Below are 23912 nucleotides of genomic sequence, written 5' to 3'. Positions count from 1 at the left end.
CCCGTAGCTGAAGTCGCGCGCTTAGTGATCAATCGGCATACGGGTTGAGCCTCGGGAGGCCCTGTTTCCAGTTCACCCATTCTTCCGCGTCGCGAAGTGACACAAAATCCGCGACAGGAATGTCTGTAAGATCGGCGCCGCGTTCGGTGACACGCCAGCCTCCTTCAGCCAGACGCTCGGTAATGTAGGATTTGACGGGCAATCCAACGTTGATCATTCGACGTCTCTGCTGAGCCGGAACGGACAGTTCGATAAAATCAGAAGCGCCTGCGCTTAGGTGCTGGCACGCCATGAAGCTTTTCGCGCTGTTCTTCGAGCCAGACTAGCCGCTTCATTGCGGATTTCTTAAGTGACGCCGAAAGCTTCAATTTGGTCGCGCGAAATTCGGCAATATTGATCCAGCCGTTAAGCTCCTTCAAACCGAGCTTCTCGGCATCTCTTTCAGTCTGTGGTGCTCCCGACCGCTCGCCCATCCACTCAATCCCAGTGCGATCCCTAGGTCTCTCTAGTTTAACGATTAAAGCTATCTATCGCAACTAGCCTAGCTACCTTATGGATGCATTAAGAGAATTATTCAATCTTGAGTACTTCAAAGATTGCTTCCGCTTCTGGCCCGAAGGCGAAGAGGTTGGAAAAGCCGCGCAGGTCTGCTGTATCGGGCAGACCGGACTTCGAGGGCTCAGCTCCCTGCCTCGTTCAGATTTACGCAACGTCCGGGACGGCATTTCGGCGAAAGGCGCTCGATGAGTTCGATCTTAAAAAACGGTTGATTGCCACCATTCTCGACCAGCTCTATCGTTGATAGAATCGAACTAAGAGGAGGCGAATGTGAGGTGTCTCGTTACTGGATTGGTGCTCGCGCTTTCGACTAGTGGTTCTGCGATCGCTCGCTATTGTGAGGGTGGCCAACAGCCGGTGCCGCCCAGCATCGCCGAGCGCATGGCGCTGCCGCTCTGCGGCATCGCGGCGACCCAGCCTTGGGGGCCAAATGGTTGCCAGCTGTGTGACTCCCGAAACATGTATCCAAATCCCTTTGGTGAGTTCGGTGCAACGCGCGCAGCATTCCGCCGGGGGCGGCGCGACTCGCTCGGCCACTGAATCCAAGCGCCAAACCGAGCCGAACCAACATGCGGCCGCTCGGCAGGCATGGGCTTCTATATTGAACCAGCGCATCCCCAGAAGCTGCGGAAGCTGCACCGCCTGTCGCGATGGCTGGCTGCAGATCGAGGTGCGCGGCCACAAGGTGCGCAAGGGTGAGCCCTGTCCGTTCAGCGTCGCGCACCAATGTTCGATCTATCTCGATCGATCGTAGTGCTCTTGCTGTTGGAGCGGCTTGCCGCGCGGCCGTCCTATGATGACTTCCGCTATTGGTTCATACCTGCCGATGAGGTTGTCACCATGTCTGCCGTGACCACAACCAGACATCTTCATGCGATGGATGTACCTGCTGAACGCAGATGCTGATCTTCATAGATCGGGCCATTGATTTCTCACGCCCTCTGCGTCGACTGGTCGCTCACAAAAGGGAGCGCGGTTTGTCGCGAACGGTCATTCTGCATCAGTCCTCGGCGCCCTGCTGTTCAAACCGCCCGTAACCCGCCATTGTGCCGCTGCAACAACTATCTCGGGTCAGCGTCAATGTCGAATAACGTCTCGCGTCGCCAGTTCGCGAAGATTGCGGGACTGTCCGCAGCCGGAATCGCAGGCCCTCTCGACGCAGAGGCCAAACCGACTTCGACACAGCGTAGCGCGAGCAACTTCCCGCCGGGCTTTCTCTGGGGCACCGCGACCTCGTCCTATCAGGTCGAGGGCGCGGTCAACGAAGACGGGCGAGGGGTCTCGATCTGGGATAACTTCGTCCGCATCCCCGGCAAGATCGAGGACGGCAGCAGCGGCGAGCGCGCCAACGAGCATTATCATCGCTACAAGGACGACATTGCGCGGATCAAGGAGCTCGGCTGCAAGGCCTATCGCTTCTCGGTGGCCTGGCCGCGAGTGTTTCCGGATGGCGACGGCAAGTCGAACCCGAAAGGGCTCGACTTCTACAACCGCCTGGTCGACGAGCTCCTCAAGAACGGCATCGAGCCGTGGCTGACGCTCTACCATTGGGACCTGCCGCAATCGCTTCAGGACCGCTTTGGCGGCTGGCGCTCGACCGAGACCTGCAAGATTTTTGGCGACTACGCGGCCTATGTCGCAAAACACCTGACCGATCGTGTCAGGAACGTGTTCACGCTGAACGAGAGCGGGCGCTTCGTCTATTTCGGCTATGGCATCGGCATCGACGCGCCGGGCCTGACGCTCCCGCAGGCGGAGGTCAACCAGGTCAGGCACAACAGCGCGCTCGCGCATGGGCTCGCGGTGCAGGCGGTGCGCGCCCATGGGCGCCGCGGCACGCGGGTGGGTCCGGCCGAGAACATCGATGCCTGCATTCCCGCGATCGATACGCCCGAGCATGTCCGCGCCGCGGCAATCGCGCTGCGCGAGATGAACGCCGGCTATCTCAACGTCATCATGGAGGGCCGCTATACCGATGCGTTCCTGAAGTTCGCGGGTGCCGACGCGCCGAAATACACCGACGCTGAACTGAAGATCATCTCCTCGCCGGTCGATTTCCTCGGCCTCAACATCTACGCGCCGCAGCACTACATCGTGCCGTCCGACCAGGGCGCCGGCTTCGCGCCGCTGCCGATCCCGAAATCCTTTCCGCACATGAATTCGGACTGGCTGCGCGTCGGCCCCGAGACGATCTACTGGGTGCCAAAGCTGGCTGCCAAGATCTGGAAGACCGATGCGATCTATATCAGCGAGAACGGCGCCTCCGGCGCCGACCAGGTCACGCCCGACGGCAAGATCTACGATACCGACCGCATCATGTATTTGCGCAACTACCTCGCGCAGCTCCAGCGCGCCACCGCCGAAGGCGTGCCGGTGCGCGGCTATTTCCTCTGGAGCCTGATGGATAATTTCGAATGGGTTTACGGGCTCAACAAGCGCTTTGGCCTCTACCATGTCAATTTCGACACGCAGGTGCGTACGCCGAAGCTGAGCGCGGATTTTTATCGCAACGTGATCGCGAACAACGCTGCGGGGGCCTAGCTCAGGCGGTGGCTTCTTCGCCTCTCTCCGCTTGCGGGGGGAGGCCGGATTTTACGCGGCACGCGGACAAACCGGGTGAGGGGGACTCTCCGCGCGTCCATCTGTTGCCGTATCCATGGTCCCACCGCGAAATTGCGCGATTGCCGCGGTTTTGCCCGACGTGTCAATTGCTTCGCGACCGCAGCCACGCCTCATCCGTCACCCGCATTTCTACTTTGCATGGGGTTGTTTTCGAGTTTTTTTCAAAGAGGGTGCTCGACAGCCTGCATTGACTCCGCTCTCTCCCTGATTCACAACGCCCTCAACATCCATAAAAAGAGGACAACGCCAATGACCGATGCACTCATCATCGATACCTGCCGGACACCCCGAGGCGTCGGCAAGGCCGGCAAGGGAGCACTGTCCGGCATTCATCCGCAGCAATTGGGCGCGACCGTGCTGCGCGCGCTCGCCGATCGGACCGGGATCAACACTGCCGATGTCGACGACATCGTCTGGGGCTGTAGCGCGCAGGTCGCGACCCAGGGCGGCGATCTCGGGCGGATGTCGGCGCTCGACGCCGGCTACGACGTGCGCGCCAGTGCGGTAACGCTCGATCGCTTCTGCGGCTCCGGCATCACCAGCGTCAACATGGCGGCGGCCTCGATCATGGCGGGCGCCGAAGACCTCGTCATTGCCGGCGGCTGCGAGATGATGTCGATGGAGGGACGTCGCGGCGGCGGCCCGATGATGATGGACAGCGGCAATCTGCGCCTGCGTGCCCGGCATCCGCAATCGCATCAGGGCGTCTGCGCCGACGCCATCGCGACGCTGGAAGGCATCACGCGCCACGACGTCGATGCGCTCGGGCTCGAGAGCCAGAAGCGTGCGGCGCATGCGATGGCGAACGGCCACTTCAAGAAGAGCCTGGTCGCCGTTCACCGCGAAGACGGCAGCCTGGCGCTCGACCATGAGGAGTATCCGCGGCCACAGACCACGATGGAAGGCCTCAGCAGCCTCAAACCCGCATTCCCCGCGATTGCCGACTATGCGCTCGACGACAAAGGCACGACGTATCGTGGCCTGATCCTGCAGCAATATCCTGACCTCGATATCGACTTCATGCACCACGCCGGCAACTCCTCCGGCGTCGTCGATGGTGCCGCGGCGATCCTTCTGGCTTCGCCCGCCTACGCCAAGGCGCATGGCCTGAAGCCGCGCGCCCGCGTGGTTGCGATGGCAAACATGGGGGACTCGCCGACCCTGATGCTGAACGCGCCGGTGCCGGCCACCCGCAAGGTGCTGGCGAAGGCGGGGCTGACCATCGATGACATCGATCTGTTCGAGATCAACGAGGCCTTTGCGGTGGTTGCGGAAAAATATATCCGCGATCTCAAGCTCGACCGCGCCAAGGTCAACGTCAACGGCGGCTCGATCGCGCTCGGCCATCCCATCGGCGCCACAGGCTCGATCCTGATCGGCACCGTGCTCGACGAACTCGAGCGGCGCGGCCTCAAGCGCGGTCTCGTCACCATGTGCGCCGCCGGTGGCATGGCGCCTGCGGTCATCATCGAGCGGATCTAGCCTTATTTTTCAGGGTGAATCGCGACCGGCCTCCGACAAAGAGGCCGGTCGTCGCTTGTCGAAAGCAGCGAATCAGCTTTAGCAAGGTTGCTTGCGGGCCTTTGAAACAAGGCAAAATCCGCTGCCCAAGGCTCCTTCCGCTCCGGAAGCAGCTAAAAAGCAGGGTTTTTTGCCATAGAGGGCCAAAAAAGCCCGTAAAACCGCGACAAAACTGTGCAGAAGGCTATAGGCCTTCAACGGTTGGTCTAATATGCAACCGGCAACGAATCAGAGGAGACACGATGCCAACCCAAATGTCCAAATCGCAGTTGATCGAAAAGATTGCGACCGCCACCGAGCTTTCCAAGCGCGACGTCAAGAACGTCATGGAGACGCTCACGGATGTCGGCCACAAGGAGCTCAAGAAGAGCGGCCTGTTCCTGGTGCCGGGCTTCGCCAAGTTCGTGGTCATCAAGAAGCCCGCGACCAAGGCGCGCAAGGGCACCAACCCGTTCACGGGTGAAGAGATGATGTTCAAGGCCAAGCCGGCCCGGAAGATCGTCCGCGCCCGCCCGGTCAAGGCCGCCAAGGACGCTGTGGCCTAAGAACGCAAAGGCCCCCTCGTGAGAGGGGGCCTTTTGTCTTGAGCGACCGCGAGGGTTGATACGGAGGGGATCAGCCCTTGCGGCGTTTAATTCGGACCGGAACCGGCTGAAGCCGCGGTTCTGGTGACGCCAGCGTGTCGCGAACCCGGTCGATTGCGCGATCGAGCAACTGGCGCAGGCGCTGCGCTTTCCGCGACCTCTTCGCTCTTTTCAATAGTTCACTCATCGCATCACTCCGCCGCTTCGACCTTGGCCTCGGCCGGTTCGAGCGCTGCGGCGATGGCCTCGTCGACGCGCTCGAGCCAGATGAATTCGAGGTTGTCCCGCGCGCTCTGCGGGATGTCGTCGTAGTCCCGCTTGTTGCGCGCCGGCAGCATCACCCGCTTCAACCCGGCCGCGGCGGCGGCCACCACCTTCTCCTTGATGCCGCCCACGGGGAGCACCAGGCCGCGCAGCGAGATCTCGCCGGTCATCGCGGTGTCGCTGCGCACCGTACGATTGGTGAGCAAGGACGTCAGCGCCGTGAACATCGCAACGCCCGCGCTGGGTCCGTCCTTCGGGGTCGCACCCGCCGGAACGTGAACGTGGATGTCGCTCTTCTCGAACAGCGACGGATCGATGCCGATCTGCGTGGCGCGGCTCTTCACCAGCGTCAGCGCCGCCTGCACGCTCTCACGCATGACGTCGCCGAGCTGTCCGGTCAGGATCAAATTGCCTCGTCCGGGTACGCGCGTCGCCTCGATGAAGAGGATGTCGCCGCCGACCGGCGTCCAGGCAAGGCCGGTGGCCACGCCGGGAACGCTGGTGCGTTGCGCGATCTCGCCCTCGAAACGCGGCTGGCCGAGTACGGTGGCGATGTCCTTCGGGCTTACCACGACCTTCGCAGCCGTGCCCTCGGCGACCTGCACCGCGGCATGCCGGAACAGTTTTCCGATCTCGCGCTCCAGATTGCGCACGCCGGCTTCGCGGGTGTAGCCCTTGACGACCAGCTTCAGTGCCTCCGGCTCGATCTCGGCCTGGTCGGCCGTCAAGCCGTTGGCCTCGAGCTGCCGCCGCACCAGATAGCGGCGCGCGATCTCCAGCTTCTCTTCCTGGGTGTAACCGGCGAGGCTGATCAGCTCCATGCGATCCAACAGCGGACCGGGAATCTGGTCCAGCATGTTGGCGGTTGCGATGAACACCACGCGCGACAGGTCGAAGGGCACGCCCAGGTAATTGTCCCGGAACGTCCCGTTCTGCTCGGGGTCGAGCACCTCCAGCATTGCAGCTGACGGATCGCCCTGCACGCCGCGGCCCATCTTGTCGATCTCGTCCAGCATCATGACGCAGTTGCGCGAACCCGCCTTCTTGATGCCCTGGATGATGTTGCCGGGCAGCGCGCCGATATAGGTCCGCCGGTGGCCGCGGATCTCGGCCTCGTCATGCACGCCGCCGAGGCTGACGCGCACGAACGGGCGATCCATCGCACGTGCGATGGATTGTCCGAGCGAAGTCTTGCCGACGCCGGGCGGACCGACGAAGCACAGGATCGGCGCCTTGCCCTGCGGCGCGAGCTTGCGCACCGCCAGATACTCGATGATCCGGCTCTTGATCTTCTCCAGGCCGAAATGATCGTCATCCAGGATGCGACGCGCCTCCTTGATGTCGATCGGCTTCTCCTCGGGCAGCGCCCAGGGCAGCTCGATCAGCCAGTCGAGATAGGTGCGGACCATGCCGGCTTCGCCGGCAGCTTCCGGCATGCGTTCGTAGCGGCGCAACTCCTTCTTGGCATGCGCGTCCGCTTCCGGCGGCATCTTGGCCTTGGCGATGGCAGCCGTCAGTTCGGTGACCTCGGCCGCCTTGCCGTCGCCTTCGCCGAGCTGGCGCTGGATGGTCGCCATCTGCTCGCGCAGGATCGCCTCGCGCTGCCGCTCGTCGAAGCTCGCACGGGTCTTCTGGCCGATTTCGTTACTGATGCGCAGCACTTCCAGCCGCTCGGCCAGATGCTTCGACACCTTCTCGACCCGCAAGGCGAGGTCGATGGTCTCCAAGACCTCCTGCTTATCCTGCGGCTTGATGTCCATGAAGGAGGTCGCCAGATCCGCCAGCGCGCCGGGCGCGGTGGTGTTCTGGAACATCGCGACCAGCTCGGGCGGCGCCTGCGGCAGCAGCTCGATCGCCTCGATCGCCTGGCGCTGCAGGTTCAGCGCGCGCGCCTCGATCTCGGGCGAACTCGTGGTCGGTTCCGGAATCTGCTGGATCCGCGCGGCCGGGAACGGCGTCCCGGGCAGGAAGTCGAGGATGCGGGCGCGTTGCACGCCCTGGCAGACGATGTGATGGGTGCCGTCGGGCGCGGTGATATAGCGCACGATGTTGGCGATGGTCGCGACCCGGTAGAGGTCGTCCGGCCCGGGTTCGTCGGTCTCGGGGCTGCGTTGCAGGACGATGCCGATCGGCCGCTGCTCGCGCAGCGCCTGCTGCGCGGCGGCGATCGACTTCGGCCGCGCGATCGCGATCGGCGCAATGGCGCCGGGGAACAGCACCATCTCGCGCACGGGGATGATGATCAGCGCGTCCTCGGGGATCTTCACGTCAGAATTGTTTTGGGAATTGGTCTCGGCGTTATTCATCTGTTCGGTGGCCATGATCGACCTCAGGATTTGGCGAGGCGCAGTGCGACGCAGCCGTCCATCACGAAGCGGCTGATGGCGTAACGGCCAAGGGGAAGCGCGATGCGCCGCTCGAAGCGGCCCTGCGGCAGCTCGAGCCGGTGGATGCGGGCGTTGCGAAGCTCCGGCGGCAGTGTCCGCTGGCCGGAGATGATGAGCACGCCGTCATGGATCACCGTCTCGACATTGTCGGGATTGACGCCGGGAAGCGCGACCAGGATCAGGAGCTCATGCTCGGTTTCGAGCACGTCGATCGGCGGCTCCCAGCAGGCTTCCTGACGGCCGAACTGCTGGCGCAGCCGGTCGGCGCGAGTCAACGAGTCCAGGGCTTCGGACAGCATCCAGTCGAGGGGATTTTTCGGTTGCATGGGCAAAACTCGGAGGAAGACGCCGCGATTGGAAAAACAGCATATGGGGATGGTTCCCCGGAAATCCAGCATGGCGCGTTCGGTGCATGCCTGGCCCCTCGAACCGGAAGAAGCCCTTGCAAACGCTTCGGCGCCGCGGAGATATTCCGCGACGCCGAAGGCAGCAATGGGGCAGGCGCACGGCATCAGGCCGCGGCGCGGTACTCGTCTTCAGCTTCGAGGTTGATCACGGAGGTGGCGAACTCGGTCAGTGTGCGGTCGGTCGCCTGTTCCTCGTCCAGCGTCGCCTGGAGCAGCCTTGCCGCATCCGGCATTCCGAGCTCTTTCGCCCAGGTGCGTAGCGTGCCGTAGCGGGAGATCTCGTAGTGCTCGACGGCTTGCGCCGCGGCGAGCAGGCCGGCGTCGAGGGCAGGGGCGTTCTTGAAGTCCTTCATGATCTCCGCGCCCTCGTCGGCGATGCCGTTGATCGCATCGCAGGGCTTGCCGCGCGCCGGCTTGCCCAGCATCTTGAAGGTCTGCTCCGGCCGCTTGACCTGGCCCTGCGTCTCGCGCAGATGCTTGTTGAAGGCGGCCGCGAGATCCTTCGAATGCGCGGCCTTGGCCATCTTGGGCAGGGTCTTGATGATCTTGTTCTCGGCGTAATAGATGTCCTTCAGCGTTTCCAGAAACAGGTCGCTCAGCAGCTTCGGCGCCTGACGCGTGGGGCGCGCCGCGGTCTTCTTGGTTGCGCGTTTCTTCGCTTGTTTGGCCCATAAATCCTCCTCTTGAGGGGCAAGGGAAGGCGTTCCCATCCTCAATCCTCGCGCGACCAAGACTCGGCAGGGGCAAATGTTCCTCGCGAAGGCTGCGTCGAGCCGTTATGGATTGCGGCTGCACCTCGCGTGAGACCTATCCGCATGCTCGACCTTGCCTTGTCCGCTTTCGTGACGCTGCTGCTGGTGGTTGATCCCGTCGGCCTCGCGCCGGCCTTCCTTGCCGCGACCGGGGGCATGCCCGACAAGGTCAAGCGGACGGTCGCGCTGCGCGCCCCGCTGATCGCGGCTTCGATCCTGGTTGTGATTGCGCTGATCGGAAACTGGCTGTTGCGCCAGCTCGGGATCGGCATCCCTGCGTTCCAGATCGCCGGCGGGCTTTTGCTGTTCGGCGTCTCCTACCAGATGATCTTCGGCGACCGCCCGCATCGCGAGGCGCGCGAGGCTGACAAGGCGACCTCCGAGCATGCCTCCGATGTCGCGGTGTTTCCGCTGGCCATCCCCATGATGGCCGGCCCCGGCGCGATCGCGACCACGCTGCTGCTGACGGGCGATGCTGGCCATGGGGCGAGGCTCGCCATCATCATCGCCGTCGTCCTCGCGGTCTGCCTGATCTGCATGCTCTGCTTTGTCTCCGCGAGCCTGATCGCGCGGACCTTGGGGCGCACCGGCAATGCGGTGCTGTCGCGCGTGCTGGGCATGCTGCTCGCTGCCTATTCGGTGCAGTTCGTGATCAACGGGATCGCGGCCGTCCGGGCGAGCCTGTCATAGAGCTGCGGTAATCCGTTAGTTTGTTGATTTTACGGGATATTTACTGGTATCCCGGAGTGTCGGCGAGACGGCGCGCGATCCGGCCCGCTTTCTCTTGCACTGCCGCATTGCTTTGACGTACTTCCCCACTCAAGGAATGCGCATCGCCAGGAATTCGAGATGTCGATGACAGCGGACGAACTCGACAAGAGACAGGCCATCATCGACGCCTGCCGCCGCATGAACGCGCTCGGCATCAACCAGGGCACCTCGGGCAACGTCAGCGTGCGTTTTGGAAATGGGCTCCTGATTACGCCGACCAGCGTGCCCTATGACGCAATGACGCCGGACCAGATCGTCTTCATGGCGATGGACGGCACCCATGCGCTCGCTCAGAAGCCGTCGAGCGAGTGGCGCTTCCACCGCGACATCCTCAAGTCGCGGAATGACGTCAACGCCGTGGTCCATGCCCATCCAGCCTATTCGACTATTCTGGCGATCATGGGCATGGACATCCCGCCGGTGCATTACATGGTTGCAGCCGCCGGCGGCGAGAGCATCCGCTGCGCGCCCTATGCGACCTTCGGGACAGTGGAGCTTTCCGAGCACGCGGTGCGGGCGCTGGAGGGCCGGCTTGCCTGCCTGCTCGACCATCACGGCATGATCGCGATCGGCAAGACGCTCGACAAGGCAATGTGGCTCGCCGTCGAGGTCGAGACGCTGGCACGGCAGTATCACGGCTGTCTCCAGATCGGCAAACCGCCGTTGCTGTCGAGCGCCGAGATCGAGCGGGTCCGCCAGCGCATGGCCGGCTACGGCATGTCGGAAGGGTAGGGCGAGCAGTCGGTGTTTGCGCGGATCAGACATATCGTCGATCGGAAGGGCTCGAACCGCGTCATGGTTCGGCTGCGCGCGCTTTTGCGCAGCAACGAGTTCTACCTGATCCCACTCGCGCTCGTGATCGGAACGCTTGCCGGCGCCATCGTGACGCTGATGGCGGAGATCGCGCAGATCGCCCACGTCGTGATCTACGGCATTCCCATCGACGTTCGCCTCTCCGCCAATACGCGCGTCACTCCCTGGGCGGCGCTGATTGCGCCCGCGCTTGGCGGGCTGGCGCTCGGCATCATGGAGTGGTGGCGGCGGCGGCTGAAATTATCGAGCGCGGTCGACCCGATCGAGGCCAATGCGCTACGCGGCGGCAATCTGTCGATGCGCGACAGCGTGGTGGTGTCGAGCCAGACCTTGATCTCCAACGGCTGCGGCGCCTCGGTCGGCCTCGAAGCCGGCTATACCCAGATCGGCTCGGGCATCGCCTCGCTGCTCGGCAAGTTCTTCAACCTTCGCCGCAACGACCTCCGCCTGATCGTCGGCTGCGGCGCGGCTGCGGCGATCGCGGCGGCCTTCGGCGCGCCGATCACCGGCGCGTTCTACGCCTGCGAGCTGATCGTCGGTGTCTACTCGGTCGGCAGCGCCGCGCCGATCCTCGCGGCCTCGCTCGCTGGCGCGCTGACGGCGCAATGGCTCGGCGGCGCACCGTACTCCCTCGAAATACCGAAGGTCAGCGCGGTCGGCGTCGAGCAATATCTGGCGCTGATCGGGCTTGCGCTCGTCACCAGCGGGGTCGGCATCGCCGTGATGCGCTCGTCATCGATGTTCGAGCGCCTGTTTGCCTGGCTGCCAATCTGGCTGCGCCCGGTGATCGGCGGCCTCATCGTCGGTGGCTTTGCGATCGCTACCCCGCAGGTGCTGGCGGCCGGCCACGGCGCCATGGTGCTCGATCTGTTTCACGACATGACGATCGGCCTGATCGCGCTGATCATCGCCCTGAAGGTGACGGCCTGCCTGATCTCGCTCGCGTCCGGGTTCCGCGGCGGTCTGTTCTTTGCCTCGCTGTTCGTCGGCAGTTTGATCGGAAAGTTCTTCGCCGCGGTGCTGTTGCTGATCAGCCCGAACTTCGTGATCGATCCGCTGGTCGCGATGCTGACCGGCATGGCGACCCTCGGCGTCGCGATCGTCGGCGGTCCGTTGACCATGTCGTTCCTGGTGCTCGAGATGACCCGCAACGTCGACGTCACCGCTGTGGTGCTCGCCGGTTGCATCGTCACCTCGATCTGCGTCCGCTTCATGTTCGGCCATTCGTTCTCAACCTGGCGCTTGCATCTGCGCGGCGAGACCATCCGCAGTGCGAACGACGTCGGCTGGCTGCGCAACCTCACCGTCGAGCGCCTGATGCGCTCCGACGTCGGCAAGGTGCCGTCGACGACGACGATCGCCGCCGCCAGGCGCGAATTCGTACTGGGCTCGCGGCCAGGAATCGTCATCGTCAACAATGCGGATGAATATGTCGGCCTCGTCCTGCTGCCCGATTTGTTCTCCAGCGATCTCGACACAATCGCCGACGACATCCAGGTCATCGAGCTGGCGCGCCTGATCGACATCGTGCTGATCCCGGAAATGAACGTGAAGTCGGCAATGGCGGTGTTTGACGAAGCGGAAGCCGAAATGCTGGCGGTGGTCGATTCCACTGACAGCCGCAAGGTGGTCGGCTTTTTGACGGAGACCTTCGCCCGCCGTCGCTACGTCGAGGAGATCGACAAGGCCACGCGCGGCGTGCTGGGCGCGCTGTCATAAGGGGCGTACGCCGGCAACGCGAGGCTTGCACGCGCGACGGCCTTGTCGCATCATCCACAACCTCTAGGCTAGAGACGAACGGGCGACCGCTTTGGCGCCCTCAGCGACGAGGGACGTGCGATGTCCGACACACTTCGCCTGTTGCTTGCCTTGCTCGACCTTGGGCCGCAATTGGAGACTTTGCTCGGCGGCAAATGGCCGGCCTATCGTGATGAATTGTTGGGGCTTGCCGGGCGCGCCGGTCATGGCGAGGATCTTGGTGAGCTTCGCCGCGGGCTCGATGCGCTGGTTCGGCGTCTGCTTGCTGAAGCGCCTGCCGCGGAGCTCGTCCGACACGCCATGCCGGAACCAGCCGCCACCAAGGAGATTGTGGTGCGCCGTGGCCGCGTGTCGCCGCCCTTGGTTTCGGAGATCGTTCGGCCGAGCGCGGACGAGGCGACCGGCATCGTCACGATTCCCGTCTTCTACGGCACGGATCGCGCCCGGGGCGACGACACGCCGGCGAACTATTTTCGAGGCGAGCGCGGGGCGCTGGCGTTCGGGATCGCGGAGGTCAGCGTGCCCACGCGCGGGCGCGATCTCGGCGAACTGACCAGTCCCAGCTGGTGGCGTCTCGAATTTGCGGCCGATCCGGCAAAGCACGTCATCCTCAAGACGGTCGGGCCGCTCGTCCGGCATATTTTCGTCACGAGTCTCGCGGACTCGCTTGCCGCGGCCGACGAGCGCGACGTCCTCGTCTTCGTGCACGGCTTCAACGTGTCATTCGAGGATGCGGCGCGGCGGGCCGCGCAGATTTCCGTCGACCTGAAATTCGCCGGCCGGACGCTGCTATATAGCTGGGCGTCTGCGGCGGATACGAAGCAGTACACCGTTGACGAGAGCACGATCGAATGGTCGCGCGACCATTTCGAGGCGTTTCTCCAGCTTGCGCTGAGCGAAATCGGCGCCCGCCAGGTTCACATCATCGCCCACAGCATGGGCAACCGCGCGCTGGTCAACACCCTCGAACGCGTCACGACCTGGCAATTGCCGGCCGGCGCCGCCACGCTGGGTCAGGTCATCTTTGCCGCGCCCGACATCGACCGCGATCGCTTCGTCCAGCTTGCCGCGAAATTCAAGGGCTGCGCCGCGCGCTTCACGCTCTATGCCTCGTCTCGCGACGTCGCGCTGCTGGCCTCGAAATTCGTGCACGGCTATCCAAGGGCGGGCGAGGCCGGCGAGGCGCTGCTGGTCGTCGACGGCGTCGATACGATCGATGCGTCGCTGGTCGATACCAGCCTGGTCGGACTGCGCCATTCCTATTTCGGCGACAAGCGCTCGATCCTGAACGACATGTTCAACCTGATCATGCAGCAACTCGCGCCCGACCAGCGCTTCGACCTCCAGGTCGCGGGCGACGCGCTCCGGAAATACTGGAGCTACCGGGCCTAGGCGTTGTATGGCCGCGTTCACTCCAGCTGGTCGACCTCGCGCAACACTGGGAATAGCCGCATCCACAATAGCGCGACGGCGATGGTACCGATCCCGCCGAGCGCTGCCGCCGGCATCGCGCCGAGCACGGCCGCCGCCATCCCGCTCTCGAATTCGCCGAGCTGGTTGGAGGCGTTGATGAAGAGGAAGTTGACGGCGCCGACGCGCCCGCGCATCGCGTCGGGCGTCGCAAGCCGCACCAGCGCGACGCGGACGCCAACGCTGATCGTGTCGGCTGCGCCCATCGCTGCAAGTGCGATGATCGAGAGCCCGATGGTCTGCGACAGCGCGAACACGATGGTCGCGATCCCGAAGGCGATGACCGCCTGGAACATCCGCAGGCCTGCGCGCCGCGTGATCGGATGGCGCGCGATCACGGCGGTCATCAGCAGCGCGCCGACCGCGGGCGCGGCGCGCATCACGCCGAGCGCCCAGGGGCCGGCCTGCAAGATGTCCTTGGCATAGATCGGCAGCAGCGCGGTGGCGCCGCCGAGCAGGACCGCGAACAGGTCGAGCGAGATCGTGCCGAGGATTGCAGGATTGCTGCGGATGAAGTGCAGTCCGGCAAAGAGACCGTCGAGACTTTCGTGCTCGGAAGTGGCAGTCCGTTCGACCCGGATCAAGCCGCTAAGGCCGCTCGCAAGCAGCGACAGCACCGCCACAGCACGAACGGCGCGCCCGGCGAGAGTGCATAGGCGAGCCCGCCGATGGCGGGGCCGCCGATGCTGGCGACCTGCCAGGCGCCGGTCGCCAGCGCGGTCGCCCGTTGCAACGTGGTAGAAGAATTCCGACAGGGTTCGCGAGGCGATGTAGAGCAGCAATGGACGGTGTCGCGACAGCACGACGGGTGAAGATGGAAATGTGGAAGCTTGATCCAAGGTGTTGAGCAATCTGGAAGCGGGACGGCGGGCTTCATGCGTCGCCGTCCGCGCCGCCTATCGGCCTGGTTGAGGAGGGGCTGCGACGAGGCAGGCGACGATCCGGCGGACCATTGGCAGCACCACGAGCAGTGTGGGAAAGGCGACGAGCCACGACAGCGCCCAGGCGCCCGGCCAGATCGCAAGGAACGCCGACGTTGCACCGAGGCTCCTGAGTGTCGAAATGACCGACACCACGGCGGTCATGAGGATGGACAGCACCAATGGCATCACGATCGGCGCATAGCGCGCCGGCAGTTTGCGAACCGCAATCATCTGATTTCTCTTGAGGAAAAGGACGCGTCAGTCACGTTGAACCCTGAAATGGCATCGATCCCGACGGCGTCGGTTGATGCGTTGGTTCACGTGAAACGCTTACGGCGACCGAAAAACGGCGCGCCCGTTCACTAGCCGCTCAGGTTGAGTAGTTCAAGCTGCATCTGGTCGTTCGGTTTACAATCGTTCGAAGCGTGGCAGATTGCCGCGATCATGAAACCATTTCAGCGGTCATTGGACGTTGTTTGCATATGTCTCACTGGCGCGAGAACAGAGGACGGTCAGATGACTGATAGGCCCGTGAATTCCAGAATCAGCCGCAACTCGGCGCTGGCCGCGCTGGCCGGCCTCGCCCTCGCCGCCGCTTCTGCAACCCCCTCTGCCGCTGCTTCGCCCGCGACACCTTCCAGCGCCGCAGTGACCCTCGCGTCGTCAGACGTGACCGACTTCAGCGCCGCTCGCCGTCACCGATACTATCGCCGCGGACCCAACGCCGCCGGCCTCGCCTTCATGGGCGTGGCCGCAGGTTTGATCGGCGGTGCGATTGCCGAGAGCCAGCGCCGCGAGTACTACGAGAACAATTATTACTATGGCGGTCCGCGGACCTATTACGATCCCGGCTACGGCTATGGCGGCGGGCCATATTACGGTGGCCCGCGCTATTATCAGCAGTATTGACCGGTAGGTCGCCTCGACATCACCGGCCCGCCGGCGCCGACAGTGCGCCGTTGGTATAGCGCCAGTAGTCCAGCTCGGTCGGCTGCGACGGCCAGATGGCGGCGTTGGAGTCGCGGACCGATTGGGTGATGGGGGCGGGGTGCGCCTTGCGGACGTGGTGGCGGTCGCTTGCGGCGGCGGCCTGAATGGTGATGGCGGCAACCAGCGTGGCGCCGAGAATGGTGAAGGTCTTTTGCATTGTTGTTTCTCCCGTGACGACGTCCCGGTTTTGAGACATGTGTTCGTCGTCGCGGCTGACATGGCGATGCGTCCTGCCGAATATCACCGTCACTGCCATCACGATGGGGCGAGCAAATTTTTTGATCTCGGCTAAATATTCGGCAATCGTCCCCGAGGGTCCGATGGACTTGACCCGCGCAATCCGGTTCAATGGGGACGAATTGACGATTTAGGCGACAACGATGTCGAAATATCTGCTGGTCCTTCTGCTGATTGCCTCGCCGGCCGCGGCGCAGGTGAAGCTCACTCCGAAGACCTCGGCGGCGCATCCCGACCCCTGCGCGCCGATCGGGCGCACCGCGGATAGCAAGCTGGTCTATTCCATGAAATGCGAGAGCCTGCCGGCACCGCCTTCGCCCCCGCCGCAGGCGGAACTCAAGGAGGCGCCCGCACCGGCGGCCGAGCCGGAGCCGGAGGTGCGCCGAAGCGGCATTCTCGGCTGGTCCTACGACCGCCGGTGATGGGCCGCGCCACTTGCGCGAAGCCCTCTGGAATGCTCTTTGCCTGAAAGTTCCCCGTGGGGCCCCGATCCAGAGAGAAGAGATGAGCAAACTCGTTATCCGCGCCGGTGATTTCAGCTTCGATGCCCGCTTCGAGGAGCAACTGGCACCCAAGACCGTCGCTGCGTTCCGTAAAGCGCTACCCTTCGAAAGCCACATCATCCATGTGCGCTGGAGCGGCGAGGCAGTGTGGATGCCGCTCGGCGACCTCGACTTCGGCGTCGGCTACGAGAACCACACGAGCTATCCCTCGCCGGGCCAGATCATCCTCTATCCCGGCGGCATCAGCGAGACCGAGATCCTGCTCGCCTATGGCGGCGTGCACTTTGCAAGCAAGATGGGCCAGCTCGCCGGCAATCACTTCATCACGTTGACCTCGGGCCTGGAGAATCTGGCGACGCTCGGCAAGAGCGTGCTGTGGAAGGGCGCTCTCCCGATCCGCCTCGAGGAAGCCTGATTTGCCGGATCCCCGCTACCCGCGCGATCTCCGCGGTTACGGCCGCAACCCGCCGCATCCGCAGTGGCCAGGCAACGCGCGGGTCGCGGTGCAGTTCGTGGTCAATTTCGAGGAAGGCGGCGAAAACAACATCTTGCACGGTGACCGCGCCTCGGAAGCCTTTTTGTCCGACGTGCTCGGCGCGCAGCCCTGGCCGGGCCAGCGCCACGCCAATATCGAATCGATGTTCGAATATGGCTCGCGCGCCGGCTTCTGGCGGCTGTGGCGGATGTTCAACGCGCGGAAGTGGCCGGCCACAGTGTTCGGTGTCGCCACCGCGCTCAAGCGCAATCCGGAAATCGTCGCGGCGATGAAGGAGTCGGGCTGGGACATCGCGAGCCACAGCCTGAAATGGATCGAGCATAAGGACATGACCGAGGCGCAGGAGCGCGCCGAGATCGCCGAATCGATCCGCGTCCACACCGAGGCAACCGGCTCGCGGCCGCTTGGCTGGTACACTGGCCGTTCCTCGATCAACACCAACCGTCTGTTGATGGAGGAGGGCGGCTTCCTCTATCTCTGCGACTCCTATGCCGACGATCTGCCCTATTGGGTCAAGGGCGCCAACGGCAAGCAGCTGATCGTCCCCTACACGCTTGACGCCAACGACATGCGTTTCATCAACCCGCAAGGCTTTGCCGAGGGCGAGCAGTTCTTCACCTATCTAAAGGACGCTTTCGACGTGCTATACGCCGAAGGCGAGACTGCGCCGAAGATGATGTCGGTCGGCCTGCATTGCCGGCTCGCCGGTCGGCCCGGCCGCGCGGCGGGGCTGATCCGTTTCCTGGATTACATTGGCAAGCATGAGCACGTCTGGGTGCCGACGCGGTTGCAGATCGCGCAGCATTGGCACGACAAGCTCGCGCATCTCGCGGCTGACGCATTCGAGATCGGGTGAGGGAGTAATGTCGCAAATCTCGCTCTCCGATCTCAACGCCGCTGATAAGGCCGGTTTCGTTGCGGCGCTCGCCAACGTCGTTGAATATTCGCCGTGGATCGCCGAGCAGCTCGCGGCGCAGCGGCCGTTCGCCGGTATCCATCAGTTGCACGCCGCGCTGATGGCGGCGATCCAGAGTGCCGAACCCGATGTGCAGCTGGCGCTGATCCGGGCGCATCCCGATCTCGCCAACAAGACCCAGCGCGCCGCTGGCCTCACGGCGGAATCGACCGACGAGCAGAACAGCGCCGGGCTCGACCGGCTGTCGGACGCCGAATATTCCGCGTTCGAGCGGGTCAACAATGCCTATCGTGAGAAGTTCGGCATCCCCTACATCGTCTGCGTGCGCCGCCACACCAAGGACTCCGTGCTGCATGACTTCGAAACGCGGTTGCGCAATATTGCCAAAACCGAGACGCGACGCGCGATCGAGGAGATTGGCCGCATCTCGGCGCTGCGGCTCGATCAGCTCGTCATCGCCAACGACAGGCTGAAGGTGCACGGCCGGCTCTCGACCCATGTCCTGGACAATCATGCCGGCAAGCCCGCGCCCGGCATCGCGGTGGAACTGGTCGAGCTCGCGGCGCTCGGCGAGAGCCGCGTCATCGCGCGCGCCGTCACCAATGCGGACGGCCGCACTGACCAGCCGCTGATCGGCGGACGCCCGCTGCCGATCGGTCGCTACGAGCTCAAATTCAGCGTCGCCAAATATTATGCCGAGCGCAACGTGCCGCTAGCGGACCCGCCGTTCCTCGACGAGATACCGCTGCGCTTTGCCATCAGCGAGCCGGAAGGCCACTATCACGTGCCGCTTCTGGTCACGCCGTGGAGCTACTCGACCTATCGCGGCAGCTAGGATCCAAATTTTTCGCGCAAGGCTGGAAACAGTCGGTCCGGCTTGAACGGCGGCGCGGTGAAGCGGATGCCGGTGGCGTCAGCGATCGCGTTGCCGAGTGCGGCGGTGACCGGATTGTACGGGCTCTCGCTCATCGACTTCGCGCCCAGCGGGCCGATCGTGTCGGAGGTCTCGGCAAACAACACCTCGGTGCGCGGCACGTCGGCGAAGGAGGGCAGGTGGTAGTCGCGGAATTTCGGGTTGGTGACGCGGCCGTCCGCGTCGATCACCATCTCCTCGTAGAGCGCCGCGCCAAGCGCCTGCGCCACGCCACCCTCGACCTGGCCGCGGCACTGCATGGGATTGGCGACGACGCCAGCATCCGCCGCCTGCACGCTTTTAAGGATCTTGATCTCGCCGGTGCCCTTGTTCACCGCCACGCGAAAACCCTGGACGTTGAAGCCGACCGAGCGCGGCGTGCCGCCGGAGTTTCCGCTTGCCGCAAGCGGCTGGCCGTGCTCGCGGGCGAGCTTGGCCAGCTCCGCAAATGACATGCGCCGCACCCCGCTGACGACGGTCTCGCCCTCGAGGGTGCAACTCCCGGCATCGCAAAGCCATGCTGCTGCGGCGGCCACCTTCAGCTCGGTTGCAAGCTGCAGGGCCGCCGCGTGGGTTGCCTTGCCGGCGACGAAGGTGCCCGCGCTGCCATAGGCACCGGTGTCGTGGCCCCCATGGGCGGTGTCGGACTGGCGCAGGCGGATCTGGTCGACAGTGGTCGCAAGCATTGTCGCTGCGATTTGCCGGTGCACCGTGCTGGTGCCGTTGCCGAACTCGGCGGTGCCGACGGTCAGATCGAAGCCGCCATCGTCGCGCAGCGCGATCATCGCGTCCGCGATGTGGCCCGCCGGCGGCACGGTGTCGATCATGGTCAGCGCGATGCCCTCGCCGACGAGCCATTCCGGCGACAGGTCGGGCGGCGGCTGATCTCCCAGCATCGCCCGCTCGACGAGGTCGAGGCACTGGTCGAGCCCGTAGGAACCATAGAGCACGTCATGATATTCAGACGGCGGCGGCGACAGCATGGGATCGCCGGGTTTGACGACGTTAAGCCGGCGCATGTCGTAAGGGCTGATGCCGAGCTGCTTTGCCAATTCGTCGATCGCGGCCTCAACTGCGATCAGGGTTTGCGGCAGGCCATAGCCGCGAAACGCGCCGGCAGGCACCGTGTTGGTGTAGACGGCCGCGCCATCGACCTTCTTGTTCGGGCAGTTGTAGACGCTGATGGACTCGGATAGCGCGTGAAACATCACCGGGCCGGCGTGATTGCCATAAGCGCCGGTGTTGGAGAGCACGTCGAGCTGAAGCGCGGTGAGCTTGCCGTCTGCATCGGCGCCGGCCTTGATGTGGACCCGCATCGGATGCCGTGTCGAGGTCGCGATGAACTGCTCCTCCCGCGTGAGCTCGAGCTTGACCGGCCGCCCGGTCCTCAGGGCGGCGAGCGCCAAAATGTCCTCGACGAACATCTCCTGCTTGCCGCCAAAACCGCCGCCGACGCGCTCGCAGAACACGCGGACCTTGTCCATGGGAAGCTTGAAAATATCCGACAACGCGCGCCGGGTCAGGAACGGCACCTGCGTCGAGGTGCGGACGTTGAGTACGCCTGCTTCGTCGAGCCAGGCGAGGCCGCCATGAGTCTCCAGCGCCGCATGTTGCACACGGTGACTGTGGAAGGTGCCTTCGAAGGTGACTGCGGACTTTTCGAGCGCCGCTGCGACATCGCCGAACTCGCCATGCGTTTCTGCGACGAGGTTGCGCGGGGCGTCGGCGACGCGGTTCTCGGTGGTCCGATCGGGATGAATGACGGGCGCGCCCGGCGCCATCGCCTGCTCAGGGTCGACCAGTGCGGGCAGGATTTTGTATTCGACCTTCAATCGTCGGCAGGCCTCCTCGGCGGCGGCTTCGCTTTCGGCGATGACGGCGGCGACTTTTTGTCCGATGAAGCGGACGACGTCGTCGAGGATGCGGGTGTCCTCGGGGTCCATCCAGTCCTTTTCGTGCCGCGCGGTCGAGATCAGAACCGATGGTGCATCCTCGTGCGTGAGCACTGCGTGCACGCCGGGAACGCTGAGTGCCGCAGATCTATCGATTGCGACGATCTTTGCGTGGGCATGCGGCGAACGGAGCAGCTTGATGTGCAGCAGGTCATCGATGGCAGCGTCGAACGTGTAGCGTGCCTTGCCCCGCACGATTTCGGGGCCTGCGGGCGCCGGCAGGCTACGGCCGAATGCGGCGCCAGCCCCCACACCCTCCTCGACGTTGTTCTTGCCGAGAAGTGCGTCCTCGATCGAACGATAGCCCGTACAGCGGCAGATGTTGCCTTTCAGAGCCGCCCCGAGATCGGTGCGTTGCGCCTGATTCAGCGAGGCGCAGGTCAGGATCATGCCGGCAGTGCAGAAGCCGCATTGGAACCCCTGCGCGTCGAGGAAGGCCTGCTGCATCGGATGCGCGCTGCCGTCTCCGCCAAGTCCTTCGATCGTTGTGACGGCGCGACCTTCGGCGCGGAACGCGGGGATCAGGCAGCTATGCACCGGCTCGCCGTCGAGCAACACGGTGCAGGCGCCGCAATCGCCGGCGTCACAGCCCTTCTTCACGCCGAAATGGCCGAGCTCGCGCAGGAACGTGCGCAGGCATTGGCCTGCGCGCGGCTCTTGCGGAAACGTCGTGCCGTTGATCTCGAAGCTCATGGTCGCGTCGTGTCCAGCAATTCGCCGAGGATCTCCTCGGCGAGCCGCAGCGTCATGTGCTTGCGCCAGAGCGGCTTGCCGTGGATGTCGGTGTGGTAGAGGTCGTCGGTGATCTGCTGCACGATCGCATCGCGAAGCGCACCCGCATCGGGTGGTTTTGGAAACGACAGTTGGATCGGGTGCACCGTCGATGCGGTGACCGTCAATGCCAACGCACCGTCGGCATCGAGGCTGCCGATCAGAAGCGCCGCGGAGCGGCCGACTGGAGCCAGCGAGATCTGGCGAAACGCGGAGCGTCGCTTCAGCGCGGCAATCGGGATATTGATCTGCCGCAATAGATCGCCCGGTGTCAGGCGGTTATGCTGATTGCCGGTGACGAAGTCGACGACGGGAATCTTTTGTTCACCGCCGCCGGACTTCCAGACGGTGCAGACGCCGTCGAGCGCTGACGTGAGCGAGATCATCGGTCCCGCCGGCAGCGACATGCAGAGATTGCCGCCGACGGTCGCCGTCTTCCAGATCTTGAAGGAGGCGAGGAAGGCGCGGCAGCACTGACTGATCAGCGGCGCGCTGAGCCAGTCGGCCGGGCAGGCCAGCGCATCGAGCTGTGCGATGGTGCAGGTGGCGGCGATGCTGAGGTGGCTGTCCGTGATCGTCAGTGCCGGCCACTTCAGATCGATGAGATCGATCAACCTTGTCAGGTGGATTTGCGGTTCCGAGAACAGCCAGGTGCCGCCCGCGAGCCAAGCATCACCTGGCGTCCAAACCGGCAGTTGGGAGCGCGTTTGCGGATGGGCGACCGCTGTGATGGTATTCAAGTCCATGGTTGCGCCAACGCTTGCACCGAACGCATTATTCTCCGGGAAAGTCTTGCAAGACCAGCGCCAAGTGGCAACAACAAGTCGCAGCAATGATGCTCTCGGGCAGGCCTCTGCCTTGCAGGCCATTCGTTAACGCGGGCGAGGAGAAACAGGATCATGAGCGACGCAAAGCCGATCTGGATCAGGGATCCCCTGGCCATCCTCGCCGACGGCGCCGAGCGCGGGATCGTGGTGAAAGACGGCCGGATCATTGAGCTCGTGCCGGCCGGCGGCACGCCGGCGACCACGGATGTCGCGGCGTTCGACGCGAGCGAACATGTCGTGCTGCCTGGCCTCATCAACACGCATCATCATTTCTACCAGACGTTGACGCGCGCGCTGCCGGCGGCGATGGACCGCGAGCTGTTTCCCTGGCTCCAGGCGCTCTATCCGATATGGGCGAAGCTGACGCCGGAGCGGCTGGAGCTTGGTGTTACCGTGGCGATGTCCGAGCTGCTGCTGTCGGGCTGCACCACGACGACCGATCATCACTACGTCTTCCCGGCGGGGCTCGAGGAGTCCGTCGATATCGAGGTCGGCGTTGCGAAACGGCTTGGCGCGCGGGTGCTTCTCACGCGCGGTTCGATGAACCTGTCGCAGCGCGACGGCGGCCTGCCACCGGATAGCGTCGTGCAGGACGAGGACACGATTCTCGCCGACAGCGCGCGCGTGGTGGCCAAGCATCACCAGCGCGGCGCGGATGCGATGGTGCAGATTGCACTCGCGCCATGCTCGCCCTTCTCGGTGACGACGTCGCTGATGCGCGCCACGGCTGATCTTGCCGACAAGCTCGATGTGCGGCTGCACACCCATCTCGCCGAGACCGAGGACGAGAATAGATTCTGCCAGCAGATGTATGGCTGCCGTCCGCTCGACTATCTCGAGCAATGCGGCTGGCTCAATGCCCGGACCTGGCTCGCCCACGGCATCTTCTTCAATCCCGACGAGATGAAGCGGCTCGGCAAGGCCAGGACCACCATCAGCCATTGCGCCTGTAGCAACCAGCTCCTGGCGTCGGGCTGCTGCCCGGTGTGCGAGATGGAGGAGGCCGGTGTCGGGATCGGGATCGGCGTGGACGGCTCGGCCTCGAACGATGGATCGAACCTGATGCAGGAGGTGCGTGCGGCCTTCCTGCTGCAACGGGCGCGCTACGGCGTGACGAAGGTCAGCCACAAGGATGCGCTGCGCTGGGCCACCAAGGGGTCGGCTGCCTGCGTCGGCCGTCCGGAACTCGGCGAGATCGCCGTCGGCAAGGCGGCTGACCTCGCGCTGTTCAGGCTCGACGAGCTGCGTTTCTCCGGCCATGGCGATCCGCTGGCCGCATTGGTGCTGTGCGGGGCGCATCGGGCCGATCGGGTGATGGTGGCGGGAAAATGGGTCGTGGTCGACGGTGCAATCCCCGGCCTGGATGTTCCAGACCTCATCCGCCGCCACAGTTCCGCGGCGCGGGCGATGCAGGCGGGATAGGGGCGGAATAGAAAGAGGGGGCGACCACAAGTGCCGGGTGCTTCTGGCCACCCCC

The 23912-nt window shown here is 64.2% G+C and carries 22 protein-coding genes and 1 pseudogene; 13 read left to right on the top strand and 10 right to left on the bottom strand.

The window, feature by feature from the left end:
- Nucleotides 1–28 precede the first annotated feature (28 nt).
- Both ABIB73_RS19170 and ABIB73_RS19165 read right to left on the bottom strand, forming a co-directional pair.
- On the bottom strand, nucleotides 29–217 hold the full coding sequence (locus tag ABIB73_RS19170) for a hypothetical protein (protein WP_354226252.1): 189 nt from the start codon (nucleotides 215–217) through the stop codon (nucleotides 29–31).
- 40 nt (nucleotides 218–257) lie between these two features.
- Nucleotides 258–473, bottom strand: a complete 216-nt coding sequence (locus ABIB73_RS19165) for a hypothetical protein (protein ID WP_354226250.1) — start codon at nucleotides 471–473, stop codon at nucleotides 258–260.
- Between the two features lie 1165 nt (nucleotides 474–1638).
- On the opposite strand from ABIB73_RS19165, the gene ABIB73_RS19160 reads away from it, so the two are divergent.
- The 3 genes from ABIB73_RS19160 (at nucleotide 1639) to ABIB73_RS19150 (ending at nucleotide 5246) form a co-directional block, all read left to right on the top strand.
- Entirely contained in the window at nucleotides 1639–3099 is a 1461-nt protein-coding gene (locus ABIB73_RS19160) for a GH1 family beta-glucosidase (protein ID WP_354226248.1), read from the top strand.
- 330 nt (nucleotides 3100–3429) lie between these two features.
- Nucleotides 3430–4662, top strand: coding sequence for an acetyl-CoA C-acetyltransferase (locus ABIB73_RS19155; protein WP_354226246.1), 1233 nt, complete (start codon nucleotides 3430–3432; stop codon nucleotides 4660–4662).
- 281 nt (nucleotides 4663–4943) lie between these two features.
- Entirely contained in the window at nucleotides 4944–5246 is a 303-nt protein-coding gene (locus tag ABIB73_RS19150) for an HU family DNA-binding protein (RefSeq protein WP_195803191.1), read from the top strand.
- A gap of 230 nt (nucleotides 5247–5476) precedes the next feature.
- Here ABIB73_RS19150 and lon read toward each other — a convergent pair whose 3' ends face one another.
- The 3 genes from lon to ABIB73_RS19135 form a co-directional block, all read right to left on the bottom strand.
- On the bottom strand, nucleotides 5477–7870 hold the full coding sequence (gene lon / locus ABIB73_RS19145; protein ID WP_354226244.1) for an endopeptidase La: 2394 nt from the start codon (nucleotides 7868–7870) through the stop codon (nucleotides 5477–5479).
- Nucleotides 7871–7878: 8 nt separating this feature from the next.
- Nucleotides 7879–8262 (bottom strand): Hsp20/alpha crystallin family protein, encoded by a 384-nt coding sequence (locus ABIB73_RS19140; RefSeq protein ID WP_354226242.1) that lies wholly within the window; start codon nucleotides 8260–8262, stop codon nucleotides 7879–7881.
- 185 nt (nucleotides 8263–8447) lie between these two features.
- Complete coding sequence (locus ABIB73_RS19135) at nucleotides 8448–9053, bottom strand: YciE/YciF ferroxidase family protein (RefSeq protein ID WP_354226240.1); 606 nt, start codon at nucleotides 9051–9053, stop codon at nucleotides 8448–8450.
- A 105-nt stretch (nucleotides 9054–9158) separates the two neighbouring features.
- On the opposite strand from ABIB73_RS19135, the gene ABIB73_RS19130 reads away from it, so the two are divergent.
- From ABIB73_RS19130 to ABIB73_RS19115, 4 genes are all read left to right on the top strand, one after another.
- Entirely contained in the window at nucleotides 9159–9785 is a 627-nt protein-coding gene (locus tag ABIB73_RS19130) for a MarC family protein (RefSeq protein WP_354226238.1), read from the top strand.
- Nucleotides 9786–9944: 159 nt separating this feature from the next.
- Nucleotides 9945–10598 carry a class II aldolase/adducin family protein gene (locus ABIB73_RS19125; protein WP_354226236.1) on the top strand — a complete coding sequence of 218 codons (654 nt, stop codon included), beginning with the start codon at nucleotides 9945–9947 and terminating at the stop codon, nucleotides 10596–10598.
- Between the two features lie 12 nt (nucleotides 10599–10610).
- Nucleotides 10611–12398 (top strand): chloride channel protein, encoded by a 1788-nt coding sequence (locus tag ABIB73_RS19120; RefSeq protein WP_354226234.1) that lies wholly within the window; start codon nucleotides 10611–10613, stop codon nucleotides 12396–12398.
- Nucleotides 12399–12518: 120 nt separating this feature from the next.
- Nucleotides 12519–13829: an alpha/beta hydrolase gene (locus ABIB73_RS19115; RefSeq protein ID WP_354226232.1), complete on the top strand. Its 1311-nt coding sequence runs from the start codon at nucleotides 12519–12521 to the stop codon at nucleotides 13827–13829.
- Between the two features lie 17 nt (nucleotides 13830–13846).
- Here ABIB73_RS19115 and ABIB73_RS19110 read toward each other — a convergent pair.
- Together ABIB73_RS19110 and ABIB73_RS19105 are read right to left on the bottom strand one after the other, a co-directional pair.
- A pseudogene (locus ABIB73_RS19110) lies at nucleotides 13847–14643 on the bottom strand (MFS transporter); the annotation flags it as partial.
- Between the two features lie 160 nt (nucleotides 14644–14803).
- Nucleotides 14804–15061 (bottom strand): DUF2798 domain-containing protein, encoded by a 258-nt coding sequence (locus ABIB73_RS19105; protein ID WP_354226230.1) that lies wholly within the window; start codon nucleotides 15059–15061, stop codon nucleotides 14804–14806.
- A gap of 285 nt (nucleotides 15062–15346) precedes the next feature.
- On the opposite strand from ABIB73_RS19105, the gene ABIB73_RS19100 reads away from it, so the two are divergent.
- Nucleotides 15347–15739, top strand: a complete 393-nt coding sequence (locus ABIB73_RS19100; protein WP_354226228.1) for a hypothetical protein — start codon at nucleotides 15347–15349, stop codon at nucleotides 15737–15739.
- 19 nt (nucleotides 15740–15758) lie between these two features.
- Here the strand turns inward: ABIB73_RS19100 and ABIB73_RS19095 are convergent, their stop codons facing one another.
- Nucleotides 15759–16169 carry a hypothetical protein gene (locus ABIB73_RS19095; RefSeq protein ID WP_354226226.1) on the bottom strand — a complete coding sequence of 137 codons (411 nt, stop codon included), beginning with the start codon at nucleotides 16167–16169 and terminating at the stop codon, nucleotides 15759–15761.
- Between the two features lie 31 nt (nucleotides 16170–16200).
- Here ABIB73_RS19095 and ABIB73_RS19090 point away from each other — a divergent pair, with 31 nt between their 5' ends.
- The 4 genes from ABIB73_RS19090 to uraD all read left to right on the top strand — a co-directional run bounded on the left by ABIB73_RS19090 (nucleotide 16201) and on the right by uraD (nucleotide 18807).
- The gene (locus tag ABIB73_RS19090) at nucleotides 16201–16479 is read left to right on the top strand and encodes a hypothetical protein (protein ID WP_354226224.1); all 279 of its coding nucleotides are present in this window, start codon (nucleotides 16201–16203) and stop codon (nucleotides 16477–16479) included.
- 82 nt (nucleotides 16480–16561) lie between these two features.
- Complete coding sequence (locus ABIB73_RS19085; RefSeq protein ID WP_354226222.1) at nucleotides 16562–16975, top strand: DUF3830 family protein; 414 nt, start codon at nucleotides 16562–16564, stop codon at nucleotides 16973–16975.
- A gap of 1 nt (nucleotide 16976) precedes the next feature.
- Nucleotides 16977–17912 carry an allantoinase PuuE gene (puuE, locus tag ABIB73_RS19080; RefSeq protein ID WP_354226220.1) on the top strand — a complete coding sequence of 312 codons (936 nt, stop codon included), beginning with the start codon at nucleotides 16977–16979 and terminating at the stop codon, nucleotides 17910–17912.
- Between the two features lie 7 nt (nucleotides 17913–17919).
- The gene (gene uraD, locus ABIB73_RS19075) at nucleotides 17920–18807 is read left to right on the top strand and encodes a 2-oxo-4-hydroxy-4-carboxy-5-ureidoimidazoline decarboxylase (protein ID WP_354226218.1); all 888 of its coding nucleotides are present in this window, start codon (nucleotides 17920–17922) and stop codon (nucleotides 18805–18807) included.
- Here the strand turns inward: uraD and ABIB73_RS19070 are convergent.
- Both ABIB73_RS19070 and ABIB73_RS19065 read right to left on the bottom strand, forming a co-directional pair.
- A complete protein-coding gene (locus tag ABIB73_RS19070; RefSeq protein WP_354226216.1) occupies nucleotides 18804–21530 on the bottom strand; it encodes a molybdopterin-dependent oxidoreductase in 2727 nt (908 codons plus the stop codon). The two genes, uraD and ABIB73_RS19070, sit on opposite strands and share 4 nt — an antisense overlap.
- Nucleotides 21527–22354 carry an FAD binding domain-containing protein gene (locus tag ABIB73_RS19065; protein WP_354226214.1) on the bottom strand — a complete coding sequence of 276 codons (828 nt, stop codon included), beginning with the start codon at nucleotides 22352–22354 and terminating at the stop codon, nucleotides 21527–21529. The genes ABIB73_RS19070 and ABIB73_RS19065 overlap by 4 nt, the downstream gene beginning before the upstream one ends.
- Before the next feature lie 153 nt (nucleotides 22355–22507).
- Here ABIB73_RS19065 and ABIB73_RS19060 point away from each other — a divergent pair, with 153 nt between their 5' ends.
- Nucleotides 22508–23857 carry an 8-oxoguanine deaminase gene (locus ABIB73_RS19060; RefSeq protein ID WP_354226212.1) on the top strand — a complete coding sequence of 450 codons (1350 nt, stop codon included), beginning with the start codon at nucleotides 22508–22510 and terminating at the stop codon, nucleotides 23855–23857.
- Nucleotides 23858–23912: the final 55 nt, after the last annotated feature.

The organism is Bradyrhizobium sp. F1.4.3 (genome assembly GCF_040548375.1).
Taxonomy (GTDB): domain Bacteria; phylum Pseudomonadota; class Alphaproteobacteria; order Rhizobiales; family Xanthobacteraceae; genus Bradyrhizobium.
This window is presented reverse-complemented; position numbering and strand designations above follow the sequence as displayed.